30 protein-coding genes are annotated in these 23,855 nt (G+C 74.1%); 5 read left to right on the forward strand and 25 right to left on the reverse strand.

What is annotated here, in order from left to right; translation table 11 throughout:
* Positions 1-61: 61 nt before the first annotated feature.
* The 7 genes from QP089_RS00620 to QP089_RS00650 all read right to left on the reverse strand — a co-directional run bounded on the left by QP089_RS00620 (position 62) and on the right by QP089_RS00650 (position 5,661).
* Positions 62-310 (reverse strand): hypothetical protein, encoded by a 249-nt coding sequence (locus QP089_RS00620; protein WP_285909120.1) that lies wholly within the window; start codon positions 308-310, stop codon positions 62-64.
* A gap of 215 nt (positions 311-525) precedes the next feature.
* The gene (locus QP089_RS00625; RefSeq protein WP_285909122.1) at positions 526-2,298 is read right to left on the reverse strand and encodes a vWA domain-containing protein; all 1,773 of its coding nucleotides are present in this window, start codon (positions 2,296-2,298) and stop codon (positions 526-528) included.
* Positions 2,299-2,451: 153 nt separating this feature from the next.
* The gene (locus tag QP089_RS00630; RefSeq protein WP_285909123.1) at positions 2,452-3,576 is read right to left on the reverse strand and encodes an AAA family ATPase; all 1,125 of its coding nucleotides are present in this window, start codon (positions 3,574-3,576) and stop codon (positions 2,452-2,454) included.
* Between the two features lie 188 nt (positions 3,577-3,764).
* Positions 3,765-4,139, reverse strand: coding sequence for a hypothetical protein (locus QP089_RS00635; RefSeq protein WP_285909124.1), 375 nt, complete (start codon positions 4,137-4,139; stop codon positions 3,765-3,767).
* A gap of 81 nt (positions 4,140-4,220) precedes the next feature.
* A complete protein-coding gene (locus QP089_RS00640; RefSeq protein ID WP_285909126.1) occupies positions 4,221-4,826 on the reverse strand; it encodes a hypothetical protein in 606 nt (201 codons plus the stop codon).
* 89 nt (positions 4,827-4,915) lie between these two features.
* Positions 4,916-5,203 carry a hypothetical protein gene (locus QP089_RS00645; RefSeq protein ID WP_285909128.1) on the reverse strand — a complete coding sequence of 96 codons (288 nt, stop codon included), beginning with the start codon at positions 5,201-5,203 and terminating at the stop codon, positions 4,916-4,918.
* A 92-nt stretch (positions 5,204-5,295) separates the two neighbouring features.
* Positions 5,296-5,661 (reverse strand): hypothetical protein, encoded by a 366-nt coding sequence (locus tag QP089_RS00650; RefSeq protein WP_285909129.1) that lies wholly within the window; start codon positions 5,659-5,661, stop codon positions 5,296-5,298.
* A gap of 223 nt (positions 5,662-5,884) precedes the next feature.
* On the opposite strand from QP089_RS00650, the gene QP089_RS00655 reads away from it, so the two are divergent.
* A complete protein-coding gene (locus QP089_RS00655) occupies positions 5,885-6,151 on the forward strand; it encodes a hypothetical protein (protein ID WP_285909130.1) in 267 nt (88 codons plus the stop codon).
* Between the two features lie 59 nt (positions 6,152-6,210).
* Here QP089_RS00655 and QP089_RS00660 read toward each other — a convergent pair whose 3' ends face one another.
* From QP089_RS00660 to QP089_RS00710, 11 genes are all read right to left on the reverse strand, one after another.
* On the reverse strand, positions 6,211-6,669 hold the full coding sequence (locus QP089_RS00660) for a DUF6283 family protein (protein WP_285909131.1): 459 nt from the start codon (positions 6,667-6,669) through the stop codon (positions 6,211-6,213).
* A gap of 60 nt (positions 6,670-6,729) precedes the next feature.
* The gene (locus QP089_RS00665; protein ID WP_285909132.1) at positions 6,730-7,305 is read right to left on the reverse strand and encodes a hypothetical protein; all 576 of its coding nucleotides are present in this window, start codon (positions 7,303-7,305) and stop codon (positions 6,730-6,732) included.
* A gap of 174 nt (positions 7,306-7,479) precedes the next feature.
* Positions 7,480-7,872 carry a hypothetical protein gene (locus QP089_RS00670; RefSeq protein WP_285909133.1) on the reverse strand — a complete coding sequence of 131 codons (393 nt, stop codon included), beginning with the start codon at positions 7,870-7,872 and terminating at the stop codon, positions 7,480-7,482.
* 98 nt (positions 7,873-7,970) lie between these two features.
* Positions 7,971-8,375, reverse strand: coding sequence for a hypothetical protein (locus QP089_RS00675; RefSeq protein WP_285909134.1), 405 nt, complete (start codon positions 8,373-8,375; stop codon positions 7,971-7,973).
* Positions 8,376-8,575: 200 nt separating this feature from the next.
* Positions 8,576-8,917, reverse strand: a complete 342-nt coding sequence (locus QP089_RS00680) for a hypothetical protein (protein ID WP_285909135.1) — start codon at positions 8,915-8,917, stop codon at positions 8,576-8,578.
* A 45-nt stretch (positions 8,918-8,962) separates the two neighbouring features.
* Positions 8,963-9,430, reverse strand: coding sequence for a hypothetical protein (locus QP089_RS00685; RefSeq protein ID WP_285909136.1), 468 nt, complete (start codon positions 9,428-9,430; stop codon positions 8,963-8,965).
* A 313-nt stretch (positions 9,431-9,743) separates the two neighbouring features.
* Entirely contained in the window at positions 9,744-10,028 is a 285-nt protein-coding gene (locus tag QP089_RS00690) for a hypothetical protein (RefSeq protein ID WP_285909137.1), read from the reverse strand.
* 52 nt (positions 10,029-10,080) lie between these two features.
* Positions 10,081-10,434 carry a DUF6011 domain-containing protein gene (locus QP089_RS00695; protein ID WP_285909138.1) on the reverse strand — a complete coding sequence of 118 codons (354 nt, stop codon included), beginning with the start codon at positions 10,432-10,434 and terminating at the stop codon, positions 10,081-10,083.
* Positions 10,435-10,588: 154 nt separating this feature from the next.
* Positions 10,589-10,981, reverse strand: a complete 393-nt coding sequence (locus QP089_RS00700) for an SPDY domain-containing protein (protein WP_285909140.1) — start codon at positions 10,979-10,981, stop codon at positions 10,589-10,591.
* A 177-nt stretch (positions 10,982-11,158) separates the two neighbouring features.
* Positions 11,159-11,485 carry a hypothetical protein gene (locus tag QP089_RS00705; protein WP_285909141.1) on the reverse strand — a complete coding sequence of 109 codons (327 nt, stop codon included), beginning with the start codon at positions 11,483-11,485 and terminating at the stop codon, positions 11,159-11,161.
* Between the two features lie 79 nt (positions 11,486-11,564).
* The gene (locus tag QP089_RS00710; protein WP_285909142.1) at positions 11,565-12,923 is read right to left on the reverse strand and encodes an NsdA family TPR-like regulatory protein; all 1,359 of its coding nucleotides are present in this window, start codon (positions 12,921-12,923) and stop codon (positions 11,565-11,567) included.
* Between the two features lie 196 nt (positions 12,924-13,119).
* Here QP089_RS00710 and QP089_RS00715 point away from each other — a divergent pair, with 196 nt between their 5' ends.
* Together QP089_RS00715 and QP089_RS00720 are read left to right on the forward strand one after the other, a co-directional pair.
* Positions 13,120-13,314, forward strand: a complete 195-nt coding sequence (locus QP089_RS00715) for a hypothetical protein (RefSeq protein WP_285909143.1) — start codon at positions 13,120-13,122, stop codon at positions 13,312-13,314.
* Between the two features lie 85 nt (positions 13,315-13,399).
* Complete coding sequence (locus QP089_RS00720) at positions 13,400-14,983, forward strand: asparagine synthase (RefSeq protein ID WP_285909144.1); 1,584 nt, start codon at positions 13,400-13,402, stop codon at positions 14,981-14,983.
* On the opposite strand, the gene QP089_RS00725 is transcribed toward QP089_RS00720, so the two are convergent.
* The 3 genes from QP089_RS00725 to QP089_RS00735 all read right to left on the reverse strand — a co-directional run bounded on the left by QP089_RS00725 (position 14,964) and on the right by QP089_RS00735 (position 17,303).
* Positions 14,964-15,503: a GNAT family N-acetyltransferase gene (locus QP089_RS00725; protein ID WP_285909697.1), complete on the reverse strand. Its 540-nt coding sequence runs from the start codon at positions 15,501-15,503 to the stop codon at positions 14,964-14,966. The two genes, QP089_RS00720 and QP089_RS00725, sit on opposite strands and share 20 nt — an antisense overlap.
* A 78-nt stretch (positions 15,504-15,581) precedes the next feature.
* On the reverse strand, positions 15,582-16,835 hold the full coding sequence (locus tag QP089_RS00730; protein ID WP_285909145.1) for an MFS transporter: 1,254 nt from the start codon (positions 16,833-16,835) through the stop codon (positions 15,582-15,584).
* 168 nt (positions 16,836-17,003) lie between these two features.
* Positions 17,004-17,303, reverse strand: a complete 300-nt coding sequence (locus tag QP089_RS00735) for a hypothetical protein (protein WP_285909146.1) — start codon at positions 17,301-17,303, stop codon at positions 17,004-17,006.
* A gap of 145 nt (positions 17,304-17,448) precedes the next feature.
* Between QP089_RS00735 and QP089_RS00740 the strand changes: the two genes are divergently transcribed.
* Positions 17,449-17,769 (forward strand): hypothetical protein, encoded by a 321-nt coding sequence (locus tag QP089_RS00740; protein WP_285909147.1) that lies wholly within the window; start codon positions 17,449-17,451, stop codon positions 17,767-17,769.
* An 85-nt stretch (positions 17,770-17,854) separates the two neighbouring features.
* On the forward strand, positions 17,855-18,055 hold the full coding sequence (locus QP089_RS00745; protein ID WP_285909148.1) for a hypothetical protein: 201 nt from the start codon (positions 17,855-17,857) through the stop codon (positions 18,053-18,055).
* A gap of 72 nt (positions 18,056-18,127) precedes the next feature.
* Here QP089_RS00745 and QP089_RS00750 read toward each other — a convergent pair whose 3' ends face one another.
* The 4 genes from QP089_RS00750 to QP089_RS00765 all read right to left on the reverse strand — a co-directional run bounded on the left by QP089_RS00750 (position 18,128) and on the right by QP089_RS00765 (position 23,777).
* Positions 18,128-18,580 (reverse strand): hypothetical protein, encoded by a 453-nt coding sequence (locus tag QP089_RS00750; RefSeq protein ID WP_285909149.1) that lies wholly within the window; start codon positions 18,578-18,580, stop codon positions 18,128-18,130.
* Between the two features lie 164 nt (positions 18,581-18,744).
* Positions 18,745-19,968, reverse strand: coding sequence for a hypothetical protein (locus QP089_RS00755; protein ID WP_285909150.1), 1,224 nt, complete (start codon positions 19,966-19,968; stop codon positions 18,745-18,747).
* A 216-nt stretch (positions 19,969-20,184) separates the two neighbouring features.
* On the reverse strand, positions 20,185-22,341 hold the full coding sequence (locus QP089_RS00760) for an FtsK/SpoIIIE domain-containing protein (protein WP_285909151.1): 2,157 nt from the start codon (positions 22,339-22,341) through the stop codon (positions 20,185-20,187).
* 5 nt (positions 22,342-22,346) lie between these two features.
* Positions 22,347-23,777: a hypothetical protein gene (locus QP089_RS00765; RefSeq protein WP_285909152.1), complete on the reverse strand. Its 1,431-nt coding sequence runs from the start codon at positions 23,775-23,777 to the stop codon at positions 22,347-22,349.
* Positions 23,778-23,855: the final 78 nt, after the last annotated feature.

A 23,855-nucleotide genomic window follows, 5' to 3' on the forward strand; every position in this document is an offset into this window, starting at 1 on the left:
GCCCCGCACCCCCAGGGAATGAGGGGGTGCGGGGCGGTCCCGTGTCGGCTGTAGCGGCCTGTTAGGCGCTCTTCGGTGGGCGACCGCCGCCGGCGCCGCGCCCCGGGCGGGACTCGTACCACGCCCGCCATTCGGGCTCGCGGTCCTCCGCCCATCCGGGGTTACGGTCCCCGACCATCACGTCGGGGACCGGCGTGGGGTGGGAGCTGGCGTAGCGGCGGCGCCATTTGGCGACGGTGGGGCCGGGCACGTCGAACCACTTGCCGACCCCCACCATGTCGAGGTACTGCACGGGCCGCTTGTCGCTCATGCGGACAAGGTTAGTGGGCGCCGCGCGCCTCCGCACGGGGGCTGGCCGGTGCGGGCGTGCGGCTGTCTGAACGGGCGTCACGCGGCCGCGCGCCGTGCGGCCGGGTATCGGGGTGGGCTTGGGGGTGTGCACGGTCTCCTCCTTTGCGTACGGGCCGCTCGAGCGGCTGGGCCCGCGGCCGCCCGGGGTGGGCGGCCGCGGGGCGGCGGCGCCGGTCAGGCGCTCCGCAGGGCCTTCACGGCGGCCTGGCCGATGATCCCGGCGGCCTGCGCCGGGTCGGTCAGGGACACCAGGTGCGCGCCCTTCATCGGCTTCGCGTCGCCGAGCGCCAGCCACAGCACCGCGCACCCGGACTTCACCAGCCGGTCGATCTGCGCCTGTCCCCCGTTGATCTCCCGGGGGGCGAACTTGCCGTCGGACACGATCACCAGGAGCCGCGCGGCGCCCGGCTGTGCGAGCCCGAGGACCTGGTCGAGGGCCTGGACAGCGCCGCCGATCTCGTGGCTGCCGTCACCGGCGGGCCAGGTCGCGACGTCCTTGGGGGCCTGGCCGGGACGGGTGACCGCCCGGACGTAGCGGCCGAAGATGACGCTGGCGGCCGTCGCGTCCGGGACGTGGGAGGCGGCCCGGCTGAGGATGTAGGCGGCGGAGGCGACCGGCTCGGCGAGCGGGCCCATGGAGCCGGACACGTCGCAGGCGATCCCGACGCGCAGCGGGGGGTTGGGGACGTGGCGGCGCTGGACGTTCAGGAACGGCTCGGCGGTCGGCTTCTGACCGGCGGCCCGCTGCGCGTCGGCGGCGAGCGCGCCCCGCATCCGCAGCCGTCCGGGGGGCGTCGCCGAGGTGGTCACGGTGACGGCCCGCTCGCGGTGGGCGGCGCCCCGCAGCAGCTTGGCCAGGCGGCGCGCGGCGCCCTGCTCGGCGGCCGTGGCCGTCCGGGTCCCGCTGAACCGGGTGTACCCGGACGTGCCGCCGGGGGCGGCGGTGCCGTCGCCCTTGAAGACGTCCTCGGCGGCCTGGCGGGCCTTCTCCGCCTCCTGGATCGCCTTGGCGACCTTCTCGGCCTCGGCGCGCTCGGCGGCGTGGTCGCGGCGCTCCTTGCTCTCGACCTTCTTGACCGCGCTGGCGACCGCCTCCTCCAGCGGGGTGGGCGCGGGCGGCTCCTGCTGACCGGACCCGCCGGGGTTGCCGCCCTGCTGGCCGTTGCCGCTCTGCTGCTGTCCGCCCTGACCGGCCGCGTTCGGGTCGCTGGGCTTGTCGGGGTCGACGCCGACGACGTCGCACCAGCGGCGGCCCAGGTCGAGCATCGTGGCGGCGTCGGTGTCGGCGGTGACGTGCGCGGCCTGCCAGATGGCCTGCAGGTCGGCGAGGCGGCCCGCGCCGAGCGTCTTGGTCACCAGGGCCTCGACGTCGGCGACCTCGTGGGCGTCGAACACGCCCGCGTCGCGGCGGGCGAGCATCAGGGCGGCGGCGTGCGCGGCCTGCCAGTCGGTCAGCGTCTGGTCGCCGTTGGCGGTGAAGCCGTGCATGACGATCTCGGTCGCGCAGGACCGCAGCCACCGCCGGTCGGCGGGGCGGCGGCGAAGCTGCCCGGCCTCGATGCGGGACTCCTCCAGGAGGATCGCGGCCTCCACGTGCGCGCCGGTCGCGCCCGCCGCGCCGTGCGTCCACCGGCTGTGGTGGGCGTGGGCGGCCTCGTGGGTCAGCACGCCCCACAGCGCCGGGTAGCGGTTGCGGTCGCCGGTCCGCATCGGGTCGCAGGTGGCGGCGTCGACCTTCAGGAACTCGCCGTTCAGCTCGATGTCGGCGACGGCGAACACGAAGCAGCCGGGGGCGCCGCGGCCCGCGCCGGGGACGATCGTGACGGTCAGGTCGTCGCGGTCGGCGATGTCGGCGACGGCGTCGGTCAGGGCGGCCGACAGCTTGAGCCACTTGCCGTAGGCGCGGGGGCGGCGGGTGTTCTCGGTGCTGATGTGGCTGGCGGTCATGTCGTCCTCCGTAACATTGTCCCTTATGGAGACAAAGTTAGCTCGACCTAGAAACGTTGTCAACTCAAGAGACAACGTTTTCGGGGCAGGGCAGGCCGGCCAGCGGTCCGGGGCCCGAGCCCGCCGAGGCGGGCCCGGACCCCGGACCGCTGGTCAGATCTGCTCGCCGAGCGCCAGCGGCTTGTACTCGTCGCCGAACACCGTCTGGACGACCTCGCTGACGACCTCCCGGTCCTCCTCCGGCGCGACCCCGACCAGGTTGGACACGGCGGCCGGGAGCCCGAGGACCTCGGCGATCTTGGAGAAGGCGAGCAGTTCCCGCAGCTGGGGCGCCCAGCCGACCTCACCGTTGCCCTGCTTGGTCGAAAGGTTCTTCGCGACCCGGACCGCCTTGGGGTGGATGTCCAGCTTCGCGGCGAGGTCGTAGTCGCTCGACACCTGGATCTGCGCGGCGAACCGGGAGGACAGGGCCTCGGTCAGGATCGCGCCGTGCACGCCGGGGTTGTGACCGGCGACCACGTAGAACCCCTCGGCGGCGGTGATGGTCTCGCCCTTGTGGGCCTTGACGACGATCTCCCGCCGCCCGTCCATCGCCGGGTAGACGACCGCCAGTACCTTCGGGGAGATCAGCGTCGCGTCGTCGATGAGGAGCGCGCGGCCCTCCTGCATCGCCCGGATGAGCGGCCCGTAGACGAACTCGTATCGGCCGTCGGGGGTCTGGACGTACTCGCCGATGAAGTCGGCGACGGCGGTGTCGCCGTCACCGGCGACCGTGATCAGGTCGGGGAACGCGGCCTCGATCAGGGAGGTCTTGCCGGTCCCGGGCGGGCCGTACAGCAGGGCGGAAACCCCGGCGGCGCGCAGCTTGCGCAGCGCCGTCACGTCCGACAGACCGGCCAGCGTGCGGGGGTGGTAGGTCTGGCCGTTCGGGCGCGTCACCGGGCCGTTCACGGTCGTCTGAAGGGACTGCACGGCCGGGCTCGCCGAGACCGCGCGGGCGGCGGCGGCGCGGGCGCCGATCGGCTGGGTGGCGGCCGCCGAGGTGGAAAGGGTGGCGCGGTAGGTGACCGGCTTGCCGCTCATCTTCTCCGCCTGCCCCTGGTCGGCCAGGGTCTCCAGGGCCTTGCCCACCGCGCCGCTCGAGCGGTTCAGCGCGGTCGCGATCCGCGCGGCGGTGTGGGCGTCGGCGGCGTGCTCGATCAGGTACCCGGCGACCTGGCGGCGCAGCTCGCCGGGGGCGAGGCGGGGGGTCTGGGCGGTGGGGGTCTGGGCGGTCATTTCGTCCTCCGTAAAACCTTGTCTCTTACGGGGACAAAGTTAGCTCGACCCCTAAACGTTGTCAACATGAGGGACAAACTTTTCGCAGGCCAGGAGCATGATCGCTGCTCACACCCCCTTCCGCCGTCCGGCGCCGGCGCCCCGTCGAGGGCGGCCCGCGCCGAGCCCGAGGACCCGCCCGCACACCGTCACACCCGGCCCTGGCGCGCCCGGCGCGCCGCCTGCTCGGCGGCCCGCCGCGCAGCGCGAACCTCGGCCGACAGCCGCAACCGCGCCAGCGCGTCCGCCCCCGCACGCGCCGCATCCGCCTCGAGCGCGCCGATCGCGGCCACCGCCTGGTCCAGCTCCGCGGCCGCCTCGTCGCACCGCCTACGGGCCCGGTCCCGTAGCTCCCGCCCGTACGCGGTGTCGCCGATGCTCGGGCGCAGCTCCTCCAGCGCCGCGCGGCGCCGCTCGGCGCGGGCCCGCAACAGCGACAGCTCCTCCAGCGCGGCCCGGTACGCCTCGACCTCCGGGACGCCGGACGCGACCTGGACGTCCGTCGGCGCGGGCAGGGTGGCCATGTGCTCCTCCGAAATGGTCAGTAGCGGATCGGGGTGACGGTCCGGGCCGGTCCGGTGGGCGCACGGACCGGCCCGGCGGCGTCAGTGCGGCTCGCGTACGGTGAACAGGTGATCGCCGTTGCCGTCCCTGGCGAACGACGCCTCGAGGGCGACGTAGGCGGGCTCACGGTCATCGTCCGGGTCGAACACCACGTCGCGCAGGAAGCACGCCACGTCGAACGGCAGCGGCCGGGTCCGGTTCAGCGGACCGGCGCGGCGGATCGCGTCGGCCAGCGCGCGCAGGACGTCCAGGAGCCGCCCGTCGCGGTCCTGCAGGAGCACGCCCGTCCGGTCGCCGTCCTCCTCGCTCCACGCGACGCACCGGTCCCACGCCTCCGGGGTCAGGAACACCCGGCCGAGCAGGTCGGCGGCGTCGACCCGCTCGGCGGGCGCCTCGATGAGCCGCTGCCCGAACACGGCGTCGTCGCCGAGGTAGGCGGCCGCGTGCTCCTGGGCGTCGTCCTCCGCGTAATTCGCGTCGCAGCCCTCGCCGCGGAACCGGTACGCCCGGCCGCCGAGGCGCGCCTCCACCCAGACCTGCACGCCGGCCTCGTCCGGATCCTCCCGCCGCAGGCGGGCGCACCTGGGGTTCCGCGAGCAGGTGTCCAGCTCCGTGATCTGCTCCACCTTGTCCTCGATCCGCTCCATGATCTCCTCCGGGTCGGGGCCGTCGCCACTCGACTGGCGCCCTGTCCCGGACCCGTCCGCGCGGCGGCGGACGGGCCCCGGACAGGACGTCAGGCGAGCCCGTCCAGGAGCGCGCGCCCCTCGTCGGTGATCATGTGGTAGAAGGTGCCGAGCTCGCGGCCCGCCCACTCCCGGTACTGGATGTCGCGCTCCTCGGTGGTGATCAGGCCGCGCCGCTCGAGGGCGTGGGCGCAGTTGCCGTGCAGGCCGGCCTTGCGCATGTCGGTGAGGTTGGCCTTGACCGCGCCGCCGTAGGCGGCGAGGTTGCGCAGCGACTCGATCGCCTTGGCCGACGGCGGGGTGGTCGGCTTGGGCTGCTCGCGCCGGGTGGTCCTCATGTCTTTCTCCTTCGGTGGTGGGGTGCGCCGGGCCGGTGGCCTGGCGCCCTGTCCCGGACCCGTGCGGGACGGGCCCCGGGCGGGGCGCCAGGTCAGTGCAGGGACACAACGTGGCCGCCGCCGTGGTTGGCGCCGCGGCAGGAGCAGTCGCACCGCGGGCCCGCAGCCGCCTCGCACTTGGGGGTGCAGGACTTCTCGGGGTTGTAGGTGAACCGGCCGCCCTCCCAGCGCAGGAACTTCTCGTGCGCGCCGCAGACCAGGTCGTGGGCGCGCATGGTCGCGATGAACTCGGCGCGGCGCTCCCCGGTGAACCCGGCGTACTCGTAGGCGTTCAGCGAGGTCCACCGGCCGTCGATCTTCACGGCCATGCGCTTGTCGCCGTCCACGACGCGGCGGGTCTTGCAGCCCTTGACGGGGCACTTGCCGAAGTAGCGGATGGCGGTGGTGGTGGCGGTCATCGGGGGGCCTTCCCGTTCGGTGCTCGATACGCCTTTACTGTATCGGGTACCCGATACAAAGGCAAGCGGGGTACCCGATACACGCGCCGCCACGCGCGCCGGCCCCGCCCGACCCGACGGCGCGGCCCGGCAACTCCGACCCGCCACCAGCCGGGTCCGGCCCGCGGTAACCCCACCGCCGCCCCGCCGCGTCTATACGGGCACCGGCACGACGAGGAGCCCCATGACCCCCACGGCAGACCTGCCCGCCGACGTCCACGCCGAGCGGCACCGCCGCCGCCTCTGGTACTCGGTGGTGCTCGCCGCGCTGATCCCCGTCGTCGTGGTCCTCTTCCTCGCCGGCAGTCTGCTCGTCGGCCCGCTCCTGTTCTGGGCCACCCTCCTGTGGGCGGTCGGCGGGGCCGTGTGGATCACGTCCCCCGTCCGCGCCTACCGCCGCCTCGAGCGGCGCCTCCAGGCCGAGGCGCACATCCGGGCCCGCCAGCAGTAACGGCACGGCGAAGGGCCCGCACCCCGACGTGGGATGCGGGCCCTCGAGCGCTCGGCCGGTCAGGCGACTGCGCCACCACCGGTGACGAGGTCGCCCCGGACGCGCGCGATCTTCGACATCGCGGCCACCGCCCGCTCCCCCGGCGCCGCGATCTCCGCGACCCCGTGCGCGGCGGCCTCGGCACCGGACGCGAACAGCGGCACCGGGGACTCGTAGCCGACGACGGCGTCCCGCTCCTCGGGCGAGAGCCGACCGTCCGCCACGGCGATCCGCAGCGCGAGCAGGTTCGCGCCGTCATGCACGCCCGCCCATCCGCCGCACAGCCGCGCGCCGACAGCGTCCCGGTTCTGCTGGTGGCACAGGAACACCCCCGGCGGCTGCGCGAACGTCGGCGCGTCGTAGCGGCGTAGCTTGTCGTACTCGCTCGCGGCCCACACCCCGGACGGCACGTCACGCCGGTACGGGCAGGACGCGCACGGCCTGGGCGCCGGTGGCCGGAGCCGGTTGTCGTCGTCCATTGCGTTCTCCTTCCGAGGGGGCGCCCCGCCGCGGGTTGGCGGGGCGCCCGTCGTGCCGTGTTAGGCGTTCGTGCCGTCCGCGATCGCGAGCAGCCGGTCCCGGACCGCGTGCGCCGCGTCCCATCCGAGGGAGTCGCGCAGCTGGTCGTCCAGGTCGTAGGCGGCGCCCCGGATCCGGTTGGCCATCTGGTCCCGCTCGGACCGCAGCCGCTCCTCCTCCGGCACGGGCGCGTCTTCGCCCTCGTACGCCGCGAGCATCTCAGCCACGCCCGGCTCGACGCGCCCGGCGTTCAGCGCACGCTTCTGCAGGATCGCCGCGGCCGCCCGCACCAGCACCCCGGGCGCCGGGACCGGACCCAGGAGCAGCGCCGTGTGCAGGTTCCGGCGGTCCGTCTGCGGGTCGTAGCACGCCGCGGTCCAGCCCGCTGCGCGCGGGCTCATGCCGCCCCCGCTGTACCGCAGGGCGACGCCCGCCCGGCCGTACTCGTCGGTCCACAGGTCCGGAATCAGGATCTCGCCCCTCAGCTCGTCGGGCCCGCGCGGCGCGGTCACCTCCACCGTGTGCCCGTCCGCGGTCAGCGCCGCGGCGACGGCGGCGACGTAGCCGGCCACCATCTCGTGCGTGATCTCCGTCATGCGTTCTTCCTTGTCGTCGGTGTGGGGGCGTGGCGTTGACCGCCCCGCCACGGGGCCGCGGGGCGGTCAACGTCACGTGACTACTGTATTGGGTACCCGATACATAAGCAAGCGCGCACCCGAGAGAGACGCGTCCCGTCCCGGGCCGCTGCGGGAACGGCCCGGGACGGGGCGTCAGGCACCGTCCCGGAAGTAGCGGATGGCCTGCCCCGGCTCGGCGGCCCGGCGCCGCAGGGTGGCGAGCGCGGGCTCGACCGCGTGCGGCGCGGCGCGGACGAGCGCGCCGAGCAGGAAGTGAAATCCCTCCGCCGTCAGGCCGGCCTCGCCCACCGCCTGGAGCGCGGCGGCACGGGGCACCTCGGCCTCCTCGGCGGCGCGCCGGGCGGCGATCTCCCGGCGCCGGAGCTGCTCGAGGCAGTGGGCGCAGGTGACCGCGGCGTCGGTCGGCCGGAACCGCGTCTGGACGCGGTTGGAGCCGTAGGTGCGGCACAGTGGCCAGTTCTCGAACGCCGGGTGCGGGAGGTGGACCTCGCCGCCACCGACGGGCGTGACGTTCTGCTCGGTCATCTGTCGTTCCTTTCTCGCGGGAGGCGGGGGGCGGGCGCTGCGGTGGGCGGCCCGGCGCCCTGCTCCGGGCCCGTGCGAGACGGGCCCGGAGCAGGCCGTCAGGTCAGGTCGACGCTGGTGACCCGCGCGACCAGGCGCACGCCGCGCCCGATCTCGGTGATCTCCACCCGTCCGCCGTCGATGGCGGCGACCAGGAACTCCCGGCCCACGTACTCGCGCAGGCTGCCCCGGTAGATCACGCGGTCGCCGACCTCCGGCCGCTCCTCCTGGGCGCGCCAGGCCGGGTGACCGTAGGCGAGCACGTCCCCCGGCCAGAGCGGGCCGAACAGGCGGCGCGCGGCGAGGGTGACCTGCGCGCGGTTGCAGCAGAACTCGGAGATGCGGGCGCCGTGGGTGTCGACCAGCCAGTAGGCGTCACCGTCGGTCATCCCCTCGCCGACGAACCGGCCGTCGGTGCGGGTGACGTAGACGCGGAAGCGCTTGGCGGTGGCGGTGGCGATCATCGGATCCTCCTCGGCGCGGTGCTCGGTACGCCATCACTGTATCGGGTACCCGATACACAAGCAAGCGACGGCCCCGGAACAGCCCACCACGGCGGCCGCTCGAGCAGCCGCCGGCAGCCAGGCGCGACCGCCCGCCTCGAGCCGGAGAAGGACCGGACCGAGGCGGGCCGCGCGACACCTGACGGCGCGCACCTGCAGGACTAGCCGAGCCGGAAGCGACGGCGCGCAGCGGCAAGGGCCTCGTCGGAAACGTCCCCGTCGCGGATCACCTCGTGGTCCCCCGGGCTCACCAGGCGCTCGGCGAGGTCGCCGCGGAACATCGCGCCGACCATCGCCCACTCGCTGGGGTCGTCGGAGACCTCACGGAAAGCCGGGTCGTAGCCGTACGACGCGCCCAGGACGGCGAGGATCCGGTTGCGGGCGTCGACGTCGTCACGGGCGCGCACGACCACGACGAGGGTGCCGATGTCGGCCAGCGCGGGGCACCATTCCATGACCGCGGTGAAGGTGTTCAGCGGCGCAGGCCGGGGCGTCGTGGGCATAGGTCGTCCTTTCGGTTCTTCGGGAGGGAGGGGCGTCGCGCGCGTTCACCAGCGCGCGCGGCGGCGGGCGGTGCCGGTGCTCAGCTCGGATAGCTCGCCGGGCTGGAACTCCCGGCGGTATGGCTCCAGGAGGGTGACCCGGGCGCCGGTCTCGGTGATCGTCCACAGCGTGCCCAGCTCGGCGGTGAGGTGAAGGACCATGTCGTCGTACGCGCGCCGTTGGCGGGGCGTGTCCAGCGCAGCGGGGCCGATCCCCTCGGCGCGCGCGGCCCACCACCGCTCGGCGTCGTAGTCGATCAGGTACCCGACCGTCACCTGAACCGTGCCGTCCAGCGCGGGCCCCTGCGGGTCGGGCGGGACAGTGCGGCCGCGCACGCGGATGTCCCAGTTGTCCTCCATGATCGGCAGCGAGTCGATCGCGTCCGAGAGCTGACAGCCGAGCTCGTACTGGCACCGCGCCGGGTCGCAGCCGGTTCGGTCGGCCCACCGCTCGGGGTCGATGTGGATACGCATGGTCAACGCGATTCGCACGGGTGTGGCCTTTCCGCGCGGCAGCCGGGAGGCTGCGCGGCATCGGCGGTTAGGAGGGGGCCAGCGCCCCCAGGACGGGCAACGCATGGCCGGGCAACGCGAGGCGATCAGCGGGCGGCAACGGGGCCGCCCCTGCCGGACGTAGGACAGGGGCCCTCTGCCCGGCCGCGCGACCGTCAGCGACCCTTACAGCGGCTGCGGGGTGCGGCACGTGTTGACCGCCGGTCCCCGTTCCCTGGCGTCCTGCCCCGGGCCCGTCCGTGACGACGAGGACGGACGGGCCCGAGGCGGGGCGTCAGGCCACCCCTGCTCCCAGCGCCGACGGCCTCGTGACCGCCAGCTCCGAGGCGTGCGCCAGGGCGTCACGCGCCAGCCCGTCCGCCGTCGGGCGGTCCTCGGCGCGCCCGAGGAGCTTGTGGCCTCGGTACGGCGCGCCCGACCGCGACAGCAGGTCGCTGCGGTGCTCCCACCGCACGGTCACCTCGCGGGTGCGGCGGTGCCAGACGACGCGCCGGATCCACCGGTCGTCGTCCGCGCACCAGTACTCGGCGGTGTTGTCGCGGATGGTGGTGATCTCCATGGGGTTCCTTCCTGGAGGGGGGCCTTGCGGCCCCCCGGTGGGGTGGTGCTCGTCAGGCGGCGAGCATGTGGGCGGCGGCGCGGTGGTAGCAGGCGTGGCGGGCGCGGAGTCCGGCCGGGCAGTTGCACGCCTCGCGGGCGGTCAGGTAGCGGCCGGTGCCGTCGGAGGAGACGACCGCGAACACCCTGCGGCCGCGCACCGGGACGATGCCGTGGTCGGCGATCAGCTGGAGCGCCTTGTCGATCGCGGCGTCCTTGAAACCGGCCTCGCGGGCGGCGGCCTCGCGGCGGTCGAGGCGGGCGCAGTGGGCGCCCTTGCCTCGGGCGATGCTGGCCGCGCTGCGGAGGATGCGGCCGCAGCGGGCGCACTTGGCGGTGGGGGCGGTGGTGTTCGTGTTCGTCGTCATGCCTATGACTGTACTGGGTACCCGATACACATGCCAGCGGGTACCCGGTACACCTGGGGTGTCGTCCCACACATCGACCGGCCGGCCCCCGATCCGAGCACCGCGACGGCCCCGGACCCAGGGGCCCGGAGCCGTCGTCGTGTCCTGCTCGGGGTTACGCCTCCGCGGTGACGTGTGCCGGTGCAGGCTCGTCCCGGTCCGGGTCCAGCGGCCCCCCGTGGATCAGGTCGGCCATCATCGCCGCGATCAGCTCCGCGGGGGTCGCGGGGGTGAACGTGGCCTCCCACGCAACGGTGCGCCGGTCGCTGTTGTCGTAGGCGCGGATCACCCACAGCGGGGTCTTGCTGTCCCAGCCGTTGGCCGTCGGGGCGAAGCTGTCGCCCTCGGGCAGGTACGTGAGGATCACGGTGCCGTCGGGCGCGTAGGCGAACACGTTGCCGGTGGCGGGGTAGTGCAGTCGCCAGGCCGCGGCGCGGAGCACGTTCAGGACGGCGTCAGGCATCCCCGCTCCGGCCATGTGGCGGGGCATTTCGTTCGTGCCGTTCATCCTCTTCATCCTTCTGTCGGGGTTGGCTTCCCTTGCGCTAATCAATGTATCGGGTACCCAATACAAAAGCCAGCGGGTACCCGATACATCGCCAGTGTGGCTCCACACATCCGCCCGCCGGCCTGTCCGCCAAGAGCGCGAAGGCCCCGGGCGCGCGCCCGGGGCCCTGCTCGCCGCTCACCAGATCAGCGCGGCGCCCGTCGACAGGTCGACAATCCTTGCGTTCGGGCCGAGGTCGAACGAGGCCGACGCGGCGTCGAGGACCTGCGCGGCCATGTACCGGTACCGGTCGCCGATGACGTCGACCACGACGGTGCGACCGTCCTTGATCCAGACGGCGAGGGACCGGGTCGCAGCATCCTGGGCGGCGCGGTACTCGGCGAGGCCCTCGCGGTACGGGAGGTCGGCGATCCGGGCGTCGATGACGCCCTGGACGGCATCCCGTAGGGCGCGAGCGAGGTCGCCGGGGCAGGCGGTGGAGGCGGTGCTGTTCTGCGTCGTCATGCCTCGACTGTATTGGGTACCCGATACACATACAAGGCGGGTACCCGGTACACCCGAGTGTGGGTCCACACAAGTGAGGCTAGGCGGCGACGTATTCCAGGAAGCTGCGTACGGCCGGGACATGCTTGTGCCCGCTCAGCCCATCGCGCAGGTCCGCGAGGGTGCTCGTCGCCCGCGCGGAGTCCACCCCGCCCATCAGCATGACGACCTTGTGCCCGACCTCCACAGCGGCGTCTACGTCGTCGAGCAACAGGTGCGCCTCGGCCTGCCGTGCGAGGTAGATCGCGGTGCCGCGCGTCTCCCGGCTCGTGTCGTACTGGTCGGTGTGGGTGACCGCCGCGGCGAAGTGCTCGAGCGCCCGGCTCGGCTCGTTCAGGCTGAGCGCGGAGCTGGCGGCGACCTGGTGGAGCTCGCCGTGGGTGATCCACGTCATCGACGGCAGGTCCTCCGACGACGGCGGCGCGGAGGCGTAGGCGGCGAACGCGGCGTCGACCCGCCGCCATGCGCTGGTCGGCTCCTCCGCCTTGGAATGCGCGCGGGCCGCGCGGGCGTGCAGCATCGCCATCACGCGCGGCGAGGTGATCTTCCGATGGTCGTTCAGCGCGCCGTCGACCAGGTGGAGGGCGCCCCGCGCGTCGCCGTTGGCGTAGCGCAGGTTCGCCCAGAACGCGAGGATGACGGCGCCGGCGGTGGGGTCCGCTGCCGACCCGGACGCGCGCAGGCCGGTCACGAAGTGCTGCTCCGCCGCGGCGATGCGGCCCGCGTCGTAGGCGCACCACCCGGCCAGGCGGGCGGCCTCCGCGGCGCAGCCGAACAGCCGCCGGCCGACCTCCCCGGAGTAGGACGCGTTCCGCAGCAGGTCGGTGATCAGACGCAGCTCGAGCAGCGCCGCGCTGTAGACCTGCCCGGCGCCCACGATGTCGTCTAGGTGCCGTAGCGCGTGCAGTCGGGCGTCGAACAGCTCCGGAGCCTCAAGGCCGACGCGCCGGCCCCGATCGCCGATCGCGACCGCTGGCGCGGCGGTGACCCACTGCGCGACGGAGGCGGCCAGGGCGCTGGCGGTGACGACGAGGAACCCTCGGCGGTCCAGGTCCACAGACCCTCCCATATCGGTCAGCAGATGCAACGTACCCGCCGGGGTCCACGCCGACTCCAGCACGGCCCGGTCACTGGGGAATGCGAGTATGAGGAAACCGGGCCAGCCGAGCCGGTCGACCTCGCTCGGCGGGATGCCGTGCAGGCGCGCGATGGCGAGCTGCGCGGGACGTCCGGGCGGGTGCCGTTTCCACCTCGTCAGCTTCTCCTTCCGGACGGCCATCCCGCCGTAGCCAAGCGCGCGGTGCTGGTCCGCGACCCGCCGCAGGTACGCCGCGGCGGTCAGGTTGTTCTGCGCCAGCAGCGCCGACAGCGGGTGATCCCAGAGTGCCGCGGCCGTCATTGGACGCCTCCCGGAGACCGGATGCCCGGACACCCCCGAGTGTCCGCCCGCTACGTGCCGCCGCCAAGCCTGTCCTGCGAAGAGGCAACCCGAAGCAACCCAAAAGCAACTCGGAGCAACGCCTCGCCCCTTGGCCAGGCGGCGCGCCGGGATGACGGTGAAGCCAACCGGTACCCCACCGAGGGAGGAACCCACGATGACCGTCACCACGGCCGAACGCCCGTCCCTGCTGGAGGCGTTCCAGCCGCCGGCCGAGCAGCTGCCCGACACCTCCGGGCTGTTCGACGGCGACGCCCGCCTCATCGTCCAGACGCCGCCGGCCCGCAACGACTACAAGAAGGCGTCCGGGTCCAGCGACGGTGCCAAGACCTACGACACCACCGCCACCTGACCCACCCAACCCGCACTGCCGAAGGGGCCCGGCCGCCGAAGGCCGGGCCCCGTCCCGAGCCCCATTGCGGGGAGAGGAGTCTGCTGTGCTGACCCTGCGAATCGACCCGGACGCCTCCCCGGTCTTCAGGTGGGACGGCGCCGCCTACCGGACCGAGGACGACCGCGCCCGCGTCACCCCCTACACGCACCCGATGGTGGAGCACCTCGCCGCATCCGACGGCGCCCGCACCGCCGTCATCGTCCGGGAACGGGTGCCCGGCCGTCCGGCCGCCCCCGCCGAGCTTGTCCCGGTCACTCCCGCCGAGTTCGACGCGATCACCAGCCAGGCACGGCGGTGGCCCGTCGACCACGTCCTGATCGAGTTCACCCCGCACCGGCCGGTCCGAGTCACCGCCGGCGCCGCCCGGTCCACCCCGCTGTTCCTCGCCCACCAGGACGGCGTCCTGCACGGCTCGTGGGACATGGCAGACCTGGCCCCGTTCGCCGGCGGCATCGACCCCCAGGAGGCCACTCGTCTGCTGATCTACCGGCCCCGCTACGCCACCGGCACCCCGTTCACCGGCATCCACCGCCTCACAGAGCGCGCGACTGCGACGTTCAGCGGCGACCTGGTCATCACCTACCCCGACCCGGTCGAGCACGCCGAGCCCCGCGACCTGGCGGGCGGCGACGCTGACGGCGCGGACGTACTCGCCGCGTTCGTCGCGGGGATCGACACCGCGCTCGACGCCCGCCCGATCGACCCGGCCGCGACCGTCGCGCACCTAACCGGCGGGCTGGACTCCGGGTCCATCGGCACCCGCGCCGCCCATCGCTGGCCCGGACAGATCAACACCGCAACGCTGGTCGTTATCGGGCCGGGCCGCCCGCAGCAGATCCGCCGCCGCTGGGAGATGCGCGACAAGGTGCCGTTCGGCCCGCAGGACCTGCGGCTGGACACCCGCGACCGGCTTCTGTTCGGGCCGGGCTGCGGCCGCGTCCGCGGGGAGCCGGTCAGCCCCTACGACGAGCCGCTGTACGAGCTGTTCACCGACCTGAACGGGCAGATCGCCAGCCTCGGCGCGCACACGCTCATCACCGGACTGGGCGGCGACGAGATGGTGGCCGTCGGATCGGAGGAGTCAGCGCGGGCAGCGCTGGACAAGGCGCAGAGCTTCGACCTGCCGTGGTTGGGTCCGCGGGCCCGCGCCGCGATCGAGTACGGCGACGTCGGGATCGCGCCACCCGCCATGGCCGGCGGGATCACCCTCCTGGCCGCCGAGACGGTCGCGCCGCCGCTGCTGCGCGCCGGGGTCTGGCCCGTGCACCCGTTCATGCACCGGGCACTGATCGAGCTGGGCGACCAGCTCCCGTTCTACTGGCGCGAACTCAAGCAGTTGCAGCGCCGGCACCTCGCCACGTTCGGGCTGTCGCACGACGCCTGCAACCCCGAGCTGCGCGAGTCGTTCGCCGAGCTGGTCGAGGAGTCCCTGCGCGTCAACGGGCTGCCGCTGCTGCACCGCATCCTGCAGGACGGGTCACCGCTGATCGAGGAGGGCCTGGTCGACCCCGACGGCCTCAAGACCGCCGCCGCGGAGCTGGACGGCACCGCCTACCAGGAGCACTTCCACTCCAAGCTGCTGGAGGTCATCACCCTCGACCAGGCGGTCAGGGCGTTCCTGTCCTGACCTGCGGCCCGAACCACGCGGACAGGTCGAGCCGCTCGGCCCGCCGCGCCATGAAGTACAGCCGTGCGCTGGTCCGCTGCTCCTCCCGCACCAGCTCGAACCCTTGCGTGAGGTTGTAGCGGGCCACCGCGGCGACCTGACAGTGCCGCCGGACCCACGGCACCGCGAGCCGAGCGGCGCGGTCCACCGCCCACCACGCCATCACCGTCCCCGGCCGCTGGCCAGCGATCGCCGGCGCCGTGGGGTCGGTGATCGAGCCGGACAGGTACAGGGCGGGCTCGGCGCGCTCGGCATCGGTCCATCCCCACGGCGGGCCGACGTCCTGCACAAGCATCTGCCCGATCACGCCGCGCTCGTGGTCCGCGAGGACCCACACGTCTCCGCTGGGGTTGTCGCACTGGGCCACGAGGTCCTCGACGGCGTCCCGCCAGGACGGCTCGTTACGCTCCTCCAGCCAGGAACAGCGGGCCTCCGCTAACCGGGCGACCTGGGCTTTATCGGTGACCGTCGCGGGACGCATTGTCAGCACCCGGCCATTGTGCGCCACCACCCCGGCCGATGTGAGCGGAACAGAGAACGGCGCCCCAGCTTCCGGAAGTCAGCGGGCGGACGCCGACGCCGTCTCCGGCTGGGTCGGGGCAGCGCGGTTTCCGAGCACCGCTGCCGCGATCCACCCGGCGCCCGCGACGGCGATGGTCGCGGCCCCACCGGTCACATACCCGGCCGCCGGGTGATGCCCGGCCAGCACCGGCAGCGCCGCTGTGCCCGCCGTTCCGGCCGCGCGCAGGAGCGTCTGGTCAACGGTCAGCAGGCCGAGCCGTTCACCTCGGCCGAAGCCGCTCAGGTGGGTCCGCAGCCCGACGCCGATGAACGGGGACACCGCGCCGGACAGTCCCGACAGCGCGATGACCTGCCACGTCGTCCAGCTCATCCCGGTCACGATCATCACTGCGCCTTCGGCGGCCCAGGCCAGGCAGTAGGCGCCGGGTATCACGCTGGCCCACCGTGCGTTCCCCGCGATCATGTTCGCCGCGACCGCGCCGACCCCGGCGGCGGTGCCGGCCGCGGCGTACACCTCCGGGCCCGCGCCGATCCGCTGCGCCACCAGCACAGGCAGGACCAGCGTGACCCCGGCGAGCATCTGCCCGGCCGCATGCACCCCGATCATGCAGCCGGTCACCGGATACCGCAGCACCAGCCCCCAACTGCGCCCGGACCGCGCGGGCCGCTCCGGGTCGGGCCGGCCGGGCCGCTCGGCGGTCGCTCCGGGACGGCTGGAGCGGGCCAGCACGAGGAGCGCCGCCGCCGAGATAGCGAAGGTGGCTGCGTCCACGGTGTAGAGCTGCACGTCGGGCAGCACGAGCAGCAGCAGCCCGGCCGAGCCGGGACCGGCGATGCGCGCGATCCGGCCCATGAGGTCCATCAGCCCGGACACCTGCTGGACGTCCTCGGCGCGCACCAGGTCGGGCACCAGCGCGCCCATGCTCGGGTCGAACACCGCTCCTAGCAGCCCGAGTACTCCGGCGACCACCAGCAGCGCGGTCACGCTCGGGCCGCTGACGGTCCAGATCACCGGCAGCGCCGCGACCGCCATCAGCCGGCCGACGTCGATCAGCGCCAGGGGCCCGAAGCCGCCGCAGCGCGCGAGCACGCGCCGCCCCCACAGGCCGACCAGGATGTAGGGCACGGACTCCACGACCGCGACCAGTCCCATCAGCGCGGCGGACTTGGTGGCCTCCCAGACCAGCCACATGACCGCCAGGGCGTACATCCGGTCGCCGAGCACGCTGAGAGTCTGACCGACCCACAGCAGCAGGATCCGAGGTCGCCGCAGCAGCCGCAGATATCCCACGGTTCCTCCCGGCCGTCGCCGACACGACTGTTTTAGCCTGCCGCAAGGTCATCATTTGCGCTGGCTAACAAAGGGTTCGCCGGGCGTCTCGGGACGGACATTAGGCGCCGAACTAAGAAACGGCGGCCGCCGGGGAGTTCCCCCGGGGGCCGCCGTTCTGACGCCGCGCTAGGCGGCGATGAACCCGCGGTTGAGCGCGATTTTCAGCGCGTACCGGCGCAGGGTCGGCAGGAGCCCCGCCCACCCGTAGTAACCCCGCCAGCCCGCGATGAAGCTGGCGCCGCCCGCCTCCTCCTCGGTGACGGCGTTCCAGATCTGCCAGCCGACGACCTTGCCGGTCTCGTCCTCGCAGGGCACCGCGTAGGCGAGCACCCGGTCCCCCAGGCGCGCCTGCGCGGTGATCACGGCGTCGGCCGACTCGTCGTTGACCAGCTCGGCGTTGATCGCGGTGATGGGGTTGGCCTTCATGTGCTGCTCCTTCGGGGGTGCGGCCGGGGTGGGCGCCGGGCCTTGCGGGCGGTGGCTACGTGAACGTCTATATCGGGTACCCGATACAGTAAGCAAGTCGGGTACCCAGTACAAAACACACTGGGTACCCGGTACACTGCCCGGCATGAAGTCCACCGACCCGCCCACCGACCCCACCGCCCAGCGCGCCACCGAACTCGTGCTCGCCCAGGTCCAAGACCTCAGCGACGCCACCGAGCGCGCCAAGGCCGTCGGCGCCATCCTCGACGCGATCCCCTACCTGCAGGCCAACCTCCGCAGCACCCGCCAGACCGCCGTCCGCGAGATGCGCGCCGGCGGCATGAGCCACGCCGACGTCGCCCAGGCCCTCGGCCTGTCCCGCAGCCGCGCCCAGGCGATCGCCGAGGGCCGGTCCGACAGCGCCAAGAGCCGCCGCGCCGCCAAGGAGACCACCGACGCCGGCTGACGCCCGACGCACCGCGCGCCCGCCCAAGCAGCCGAGCACGCAGCGCGCGGCGCCTGACCACGCACCCCCAGGAGCGGAGACGCCGATGTCCCGCACCGCGTACGAGATCACCGTCCGCCTGCATCTCGAGCCGGACGAGTACCCCGAGGAGGGTCGCGCCTGGGCCCTGCTGGTCGACCGGGTCCGCGCGACCATCGAGCAGGCGCGGCAGGACTCGGCGTTCGCGGCGATCGCCGACGAGCTCGACCCGACGTACGCGTTCGAGGTGAAGGAGCGCATCGGCTAGCGCTCCGCCGCGCACGAGAAAAGGGGCCGGTCCCCCGCGGGACCGGCCCCTTCCGTATGGGCGCGCGGACGGTCAGAACTTCCCCAGCTCGCGCAGGGGCGAGCCCTCCGGGTAGATCTGGCCGGTGCGGCGCACGAAGTCCTGCCGCGCCAGGTGCATCGCCTGCTCCAGCTCGTTCGACATGCCGCTGCTGCTGGTCCGGCCCCGGTAGGACAGGACCTCGCGGAGGGCTTCGGTGCGCACCCGGTCGGCGGCCTCGACCAGGTCCGCGTGCTCCGGAGCCTTGCTCGGGTCGTTGGCCCAGAACTCGCGGATCTGCGTGGCCTTCGCCCAGACCTGGGCCTCGGCCTGCGCGGTGGCGAGCTTCTCCAGGGCGCTCCAGTCGAGCAGCTCGCCGTTGGCCAGGCGGCCCGCCGTCTCCTTCTGAACCTCGGCGAGCTTGTCGGCCGCCATGTCGGCCTGGAACTGGAGGACCTTGTTGAGCTGGTCGCGGTCGGTGGTGGTGGTGTTCGCGGTGTTCGTCATGCCCTTACTGTATCGGGTACCCAATACAAAGAGCAAGCCGGTACCCGATACACACAAAGGCCGGCCCCGAAGGACCGGCCTCGTATGCGCACCCGCCGACGGTCAGGAGCCGCCCGCCGCCGCCCCGCCCGCAGCGCTCCCCCGGCGACGGCGCCCGGTACGGGTCACGCCGGTACGGTCTCCAGCTCCCGCAGCGTCTCCGGCTCGCGGGATTCCAGCTCGGCCGGTCCAGCGTCAGGCCGGTCCGGCGTACCGGTCCGGTCCGGGCTGGGCGTACCGGCCGAGCCGGTCCGCTCCGTCCCGGTCCGGTCCGCGCCGGACTGCCCCGTACCGGCGCCGGGCGCCGTACCGGTCCGGCCCGTACCGGCTTCCTCCGTACCGGTCCGGGGCTCGGCGGTCCGGGACGCGACCCACAGCCCGTGAAGCCGCTTGCCGCGCTCGTACCGCGCGTTGCCGAGCACGCGCCGGACCTGCCCGATCGACACGTCCGCCGGCGCCTGCCCCGCGAACGCCTCATCGAGGAGGCGCAGGGCCTTCTCGTCGTCGGCCCTGGCCTCGACGGCCTTGGGGGCGGGCTTCTTCGCGCGCCGCCGGTCAGCGGTCCGGTCGGCGCGGCCGGTGCGGTCCGCCTCCTGGTCCTGCTCGTCGGTCCGGTCCGCGGTACGGTCCGGCGGCGCGTCCCGGTCCGGTCCGGTCCGCTCGTCGGTACGGTCCGGCGACCCGGTACGGGCCGGTACGGGCTCCTCGGTACGGTCCGGTCCGCCGGTCCGGTCCGCCTCCTGCCGGTCCGGTACGGGCGGTACGGGGGCCGCTGGCGGTACGGGGGGCGCCAGCGGTACGGGCGGTACGGGCGGCGCCTCGGCCACGGGTACCGGTACGGGCTCGGCGGCCCGGTCCCGCCCGGCGGACCGGAACAGCAGCAGGCGCCGGACCATACCGGCCACGCGACCCGGACCGGGGACCGGCGCCCGGACCGATACGGCCTCGGGCGCCGCGGCCGCGCGGGGCGCAGGCGCCTCACCGATCAGCGTGTGCAGCGCGATCAGCACCGCCAGGTCGCCGACACCAGGGAACAGCACCGCGATCGTGGGACTGCGCGTCCACACCATCAGCGTGTCGTACTGGGCGAGGACGCTGATCCCGATCGCCGCGAGCATCACCGCGTACGTGACCGTCTGCTGCAGCCAGCCAGCCCGCACCCGCGCCGACAGCGCCGACGTGCCCATCGCCATCAGGACCGGCACCGTCCCGAGCGCGACCGCCAGGGGCCAGGGCATCCCCGTCCCCCACGCGTGCCACAGGTTCCAAAGCATCTGGTTGGCGAGGGCGACGACGAGCACCGCCCACGCCGAGACCCGACCGGGCTGTCCCTTGCCCTGCTTGCTCATGACGTCCTCTCCGTTGCCGCGCCGCCACACCCTCACACCCCCCACCTAAAGGGGGTGTCAGAGCCCTGATTTCGCTGCTGCAGGGGCCCCGCCGAGGCGGGGTGTGGACGGTGTGGGGGTGTGGTTTCCGCAGGTCAGTAGACGTTTCGGGGGTGTGGTGGAGGGGTGTGGCGGCCACGCCCTCCGCCACACCCCGGGGCGTGGTGGGGTGTGGCGTCAGTCGCCCTTCGGGGGCGCCTGCGGCCGCCACCGCTGGACGTCCTCGGGCGGGACCAGGTCGCCGGCGTTGATCCGCTCGGCGGCCGCCTCGATCGGGGCCCGCTCGTACCCGCGCGCCGCCTTCGGCTTGCCCTTCAGGGGGAAGGCGTTCGGCAGCGGCCGCACGTCGAGCTTGGACAGCAGTTGCCCGAGGACCTCGGGGCGGCAGCCGATCCGCGCGGCGATGTCGCGGGTGTGCATCCGCTCGGCCGTCCCGAACGCCGCCAGGACCCGCACGACCAGCTCCGGCACGACCACCTCGTAGGAAAGGATCTCCTCGAACGCGCGCTTGTCGGCCTCCGGGTCGCGCCGCTGCCCGCCGTCGCCGCCTTCACGCGCCGCGCGGGCCCGCGCCGCCGCGGCGTCCAGGCCCTCCAGCGCGCCGGCAAGACCCTCCGCCGCGGACTCGCGCGACGGACGCAGCGGCGGCGGCGCCGGCCACGCCGGACCGGCGGCGCCTCCGGGCCCGCCGGTGCTCGGCGGCGGGACGGCGACCTGGCCGGCCGCCGCCTGCACGAGGTGCCGGGACCGGTCCCACCGCTCGGCGAAGACGCGCTGCCACTCCGGCGACATCGTCTCGGTGACGGCGTCGAGGTCCGGCCGCCATGCGTCCTGCAGCCGCGCGACCTCCTTGATCCTGTTCGGACCGGTCCGGTACCCCTTGAAGATCTGCGGCGGCGCCTGCCCGGCCCGGACGTGCCCGTACCCGGTGAACGGGGCGTCTTCGGCGGCCAGGCCGCGCTGCTGCCCGTACAGGTACCCCAGCTCCTTAACGTCGGTGACGCGCATCGCGGCGCGCACGTGCGCCTGGGCGAGCAGCTCGGTCGGGGCGTACTCCGACGTCGCGCGCAGCGCGCACGTGACGGTCCGGATCGCGGCGCCGCGGCCGCGGTCGTTGATGTCCACGACCTTGGCCTTGACGTCCCGGTCCAGCGCACCGAACTCGTCGGTGACCAGGAAGATCTGCGGCGTGCGCGGCGACGCCGCGACCTTGTCGTCTCCGCGCGCGGTGTTCTCGGCGTAGTACGCCCGCTTGCGGTGCTCGATGGCCGCGGTCAGCCAGTCGCACATCCTGTGCGCCTCTTCGGGGTTGTCGGCGACCCACAGGATCGGCGACTTGCGAATCTCGCCGTTCGCCCACAGCTCGAGCCACGGCAGCGCGACGGACCCGCCGTTGTAGTCGATCACGCAGACCAGCGTGTCGCTGCAGGACAGCAGTCCCGCGATGATCGTCTGCAGCTCGTTGGACTTCCCGGACCCGGTCGACCCGACCAGCAGCATCGACTCATACCGCAGCGGTACCGCGGCGGGCGACCCGCGGCGGATCACCCCGAGCGGCACCAGGTCGTTGATGGACCGCGGCCCCTCCGGCAGCGGCAGCAGGACGTCGTCGCGCAGCGCGTCGTAGGTGCCGACGTCGAGGATCGCGCGGCCGCGGGTCCGGCCGGGCCGCACCTCGACGCCACAGCCCTCGGGGAGCCGCGCGGACGCCGCGAGGTTGTCGGCGTACATCCCGAGCGACTGCCAGGTCTCCCCCGTCACCGGCAGGACCACCTCGAGCGAGTACCCGGTGACGCGCATCTCGCCGTCCGGGCCAGGCCAGACCCAGTCCTCGATCCCGACGACCTGCACGTTCTTGACGCCGCAGACCTGCGCGATCCGGTGAACCCATTCCCCGGCGAGGCCGTGCAGGCGGTCCTGCTCGGCCTCGTCCGCCGCGGCGGCGCGGGCAGCCTCGGCGACCGCGGCCTGCCGGGCGGCGCGGGCCTCGTCCAGCGCCCGGATCGGCCGGGCGACGAGCCCGGCCGTCACCGCGCCGGCCGCGAGCGTCCACCCGAGCGTCGCCGACCACCCGTTCGTGACGGCCTCGGCGAGCCACAGCGACCCGCCGCCGAGCGTCGCGAGCCGGTACCCCAGGCCGAGCCAGGACCGCCGGTCATGCGCCGCGTGCCACGTGATCACGCCCATCGCGGACAGGCCACCGCCGAGTACCCATTCCGGGGACAGGTCGATCCCCGGGAGGGTCCCGACCTGCCACGCCGTCGTCAGCGCCACGGCGCCGTGCAGCGGCCCGGACACCGGGCCGTGCCGCCACCGCCAATCGGTCATCGCCATCGCCATCACACGTTCCAGCGCCGCTCGCCCGGACGGGGCGCCTCGTGACGGTCGAGCTCGGGCGCATGCACCCGCGCGATCGTCGGCTTGATCTCCGCCGCGACGGAGGCCATGTGCACCTGTACCTTGGCCAGCTCCTCGACCAGCTCGGCGACGACGGGGTTCAGCGGCCACTCGTTGCGGCAGCGGTCCGCCATCCGCCCGAGCCCAGCCGCGACGTGCTCGAGCGCATCGGGCAACATCCCGACGTCCTGATACATCTGGGCCATGCCGCCGGGGCCGTCCGGCGGGTCGTAGGTGCTGAAGCTCTGCGCCAGCTCCTCCGCGGCCGCCACGAAGATCGGCACGCCTCGATTCCGGGCCATGCTGTCCACCCCTCCGTCAACTCCCGCCGCGCCCTGGTAGGCAGGGCGGTTCACCGTCGTTTCGATCCGCCGGCGCTGGGGCCGGGCCTGCTGCTCCTGGTCCCGCCTGCGGCTGCGGAACCGCGCGGCGATCCGCCGCATGATCAGCGACGCGCAGCCGAACACGGCCCCGTACGCCCACCCGGCGACCGCCCAGGCCGCCGAGCCGGTCATGCGGCGCCAGTGCCCGCGGGTGACCGGCCGTGCGTGGCTGTCGCGCAGGGAGGCGCGGGCCGCGCCTGCGGCGTCCCGGGCGCGGCCGCCCGCGCGCATCGCCCGGTGCGCGGCTGCGGCGGCGCGCCCGTTGCGCTGTGCGGCCGCGGCCGCCCGGTCGAGCGTGTTGCCTCCGACCCGGCCGGCGGCGCGGACGGCCCGGCCGGTGCCGCGGGCGCCGCGCCCTATTGGCGCTGCCGCCATCCGCGCCCGGGTCGCCCGTCCGCTGGTCCCGGCCCGGCCCGCGCTCGTCCTGCCGCGCGTCCCTGCGCCCTTCACCCCGGCGCCAGCGCGGCCGCCGAGCCGCCCGGTACCGCGGCCGGTCGAGCCGCCGCGCTTCCCTCCGCCGAGTGACGGCATCGCCGACCGGGCCCGGTCGCCCGCTCCGGAGCGGCCCCGTGACCCGAGCCGCGGCGCCGTCCGCCGCCCGCCCGCCGAGGACCCGCCGGTGGACCACGTCCGGGTGCGAAGCCGCCGGGAGCCGCTGCGGCCGCGAGCAGCGAGCAGCGCCGCGCCGGTCCCGACGACCGAAGCGCCACCGGCGGCGACCGCGAGCCATCCCCCGGCGTGGTACAGCGCAGCCGAGACGGCGGCCGCGGTCTCGGCCGTGATCGCCAGCGCGGGCCCGGCGGTGACGACCGCGGGCTGCGCGGAGTCCTGCGCGGACGTCTGGGCCTGCGCCTCCGGCTGCTGTGGCGCGGCCGGCGCGGGCGGTTCCGGCGGCGGGTCGGAAGGTGTGGAGGGTTCGAGAACGGGCTGTGATTCGGGGCCGGTTTGCGGTGCGGCCGCGGCCTCGGCCTGGTCCGCGATTTCCCGCATTTCTGGTCCTCCAGGGGGTCGGGAATAGCCCGGCACTGCGCGGGGCGTCACTTCTTAGGGTGGGTACCCACCCACCGC

The organism is Actinomadura opuntiae (genome assembly GCF_030283205.1).
In the GTDB taxonomy this organism is placed as follows: domain Bacteria; phylum Actinomycetota; class Actinomycetes; order Streptosporangiales; family Streptosporangiaceae; genus Spirillospora.

Coding starts and splice junctions, on each gene's coding strand:
- QP089_RS00635 (WP_285909124.1), bottom strand. CDS start 4,139: ATGGCCACCCTGCCCGCGCCGACGGACGTCCAGGTCGCGTCCGGCGTC.
- QP089_RS00640 (WP_285909126.1), bottom strand. CDS start 4,826: ATGGAGCGGATCGAGGACAAGGTGGAGCAGATCACGGAGCTGGACACC.
- QP089_RS00695 (WP_285909138.1), bottom strand. CDS start 10,434: ATGACGACGAACACGAACACCACCGCCCCCACCGCCAAGTGCGCCCGC.
- QP089_RS00685 (WP_285909136.1), bottom strand. CDS start 9,430: ATGCGTATCCACATCGACCCCGAGCGGTGGGCCGACCGAACCGGCTGC.
- QP089_RS00630 (WP_285909123.1), bottom strand. CDS start 3,576: ATGACCGCCCAGACCCCCACCGCCCAGACCCCCCGCCTCGCCCCCGGC.
- QP089_RS00660 (WP_285909131.1), bottom strand. CDS start 6,669: ATGGACGACGACAACCGGCTCCGGCCACCGGCGCCCAGGCCGTGCGCG.
- QP089_RS00670 (WP_285909133.1), bottom strand. CDS start 7,872: ATGACCGAGCAGAACGTCACGCCCGTCGGTGGCGGCGAGGTCCACCTC.
- QP089_RS00690 (WP_285909137.1), bottom strand. CDS start 10,028: ATGGAGATCACCACCATCCGCGACAACACCGCCGAGTACTGGTGCGCG.
- QP089_RS00655 (WP_285909130.1), top strand. CDS start 5,885: ATGACCCCCACGGCAGACCTGCCCGCCGACGTCCACGCCGAGCGGCAC.
- QP089_RS00760 (WP_285909151.1), bottom strand. CDS start 22,341: ATGGCGATGACCGATTGGCGGTGGCGGCACGGCCCGGTGTCCGGGCCG.
- QP089_RS00755 (WP_285909150.1), bottom strand. CDS start 19,968: ATGAGCAAGCAGGGCAAGGGACAGCCCGGTCGGGTCTCGGCGTGGGCG.
- QP089_RS00740 (WP_285909147.1), top strand. CDS start 17,449: ATGAAGTCCACCGACCCGCCCACCGACCCCACCGCCCAGCGCGCCACC.
- QP089_RS00735 (WP_285909146.1), bottom strand. CDS start 17,303: ATGAAGGCCAACCCCATCACCGCGATCAACGCCGAGCTGGTCAACGAC.
- QP089_RS00700 (WP_285909140.1), bottom strand. CDS start 10,981: ATGAACGGCACGAACGAAATGCCCCGCCACATGGCCGGAGCGGGGATG.
- QP089_RS00765 (WP_285909152.1), bottom strand. CDS start 23,777: ATGCGGGAAATCGCGGACCAGGCCGAGGCCGCGGCCGCACCGCAAACC.
- QP089_RS00710 (WP_285909142.1), bottom strand. CDS start 12,923: ATGACGGCCGCGGCACTCTGGGATCACCCGCTGTCGGCGCTGCTGGCG.
- QP089_RS00745 (WP_285909148.1), top strand. CDS start 17,855: ATGTCCCGCACCGCGTACGAGATCACCGTCCGCCTGCATCTCGAGCCG.
- QP089_RS00625 (WP_285909122.1), bottom strand. CDS start 2,298: ATGACCGCCAGCCACATCAGCACCGAGAACACCCGCCGCCCCCGCGCC.
- QP089_RS00675 (WP_285909134.1), bottom strand. CDS start 8,375: ATGATCGCCACCGCCACCGCCAAGCGCTTCCGCGTCTACGTCACCCGC.
- QP089_RS00705 (WP_285909141.1), bottom strand. CDS start 11,485: ATGACGACGCAGAACAGCACCGCCTCCACCGCCTGCCCCGGCGACCTC.
- QP089_RS00725 (WP_285909697.1), bottom strand. CDS start 15,503: ATGCGTCCCGCGACGGTCACCGATAAAGCCCAGGTCGCCCGGTTAGCG.
- QP089_RS00665 (WP_285909132.1), bottom strand. CDS start 7,305: ATGACGGAGATCACGCACGAGATGGTGGCCGGCTACGTCGCCGCCGTC.
- QP089_RS00750 (WP_285909149.1), bottom strand. CDS start 18,580: ATGACGAACACCGCGAACACCACCACCACCGACCGCGACCAGCTCAAC.
- QP089_RS00650 (WP_285909129.1), bottom strand. CDS start 5,661: ATGACCGCCACCACCACCGCCATCCGCTACTTCGGCAAGTGCCCCGTC.
- QP089_RS00715 (WP_285909143.1), top strand. CDS start 13,120: ATGACCGTCACCACGGCCGAACGCCCGTCCCTGCTGGAGGCGTTCCAG.
- QP089_RS00620 (WP_285909120.1), bottom strand. CDS start 310: ATGAGCGACAAGCGGCCCGTGCAGTACCTCGACATGGTGGGGGTCGGC.
- QP089_RS00680 (WP_285909135.1), bottom strand. CDS start 8,917: ATGCCCACGACGCCCCGGCCTGCGCCGCTGAACACCTTCACCGCGGTC.
- QP089_RS00645 (WP_285909128.1), bottom strand. CDS start 5,203: ATGAGGACCACCCGGCGCGAGCAGCCCAAGCCGACCACCCCGCCGTCG.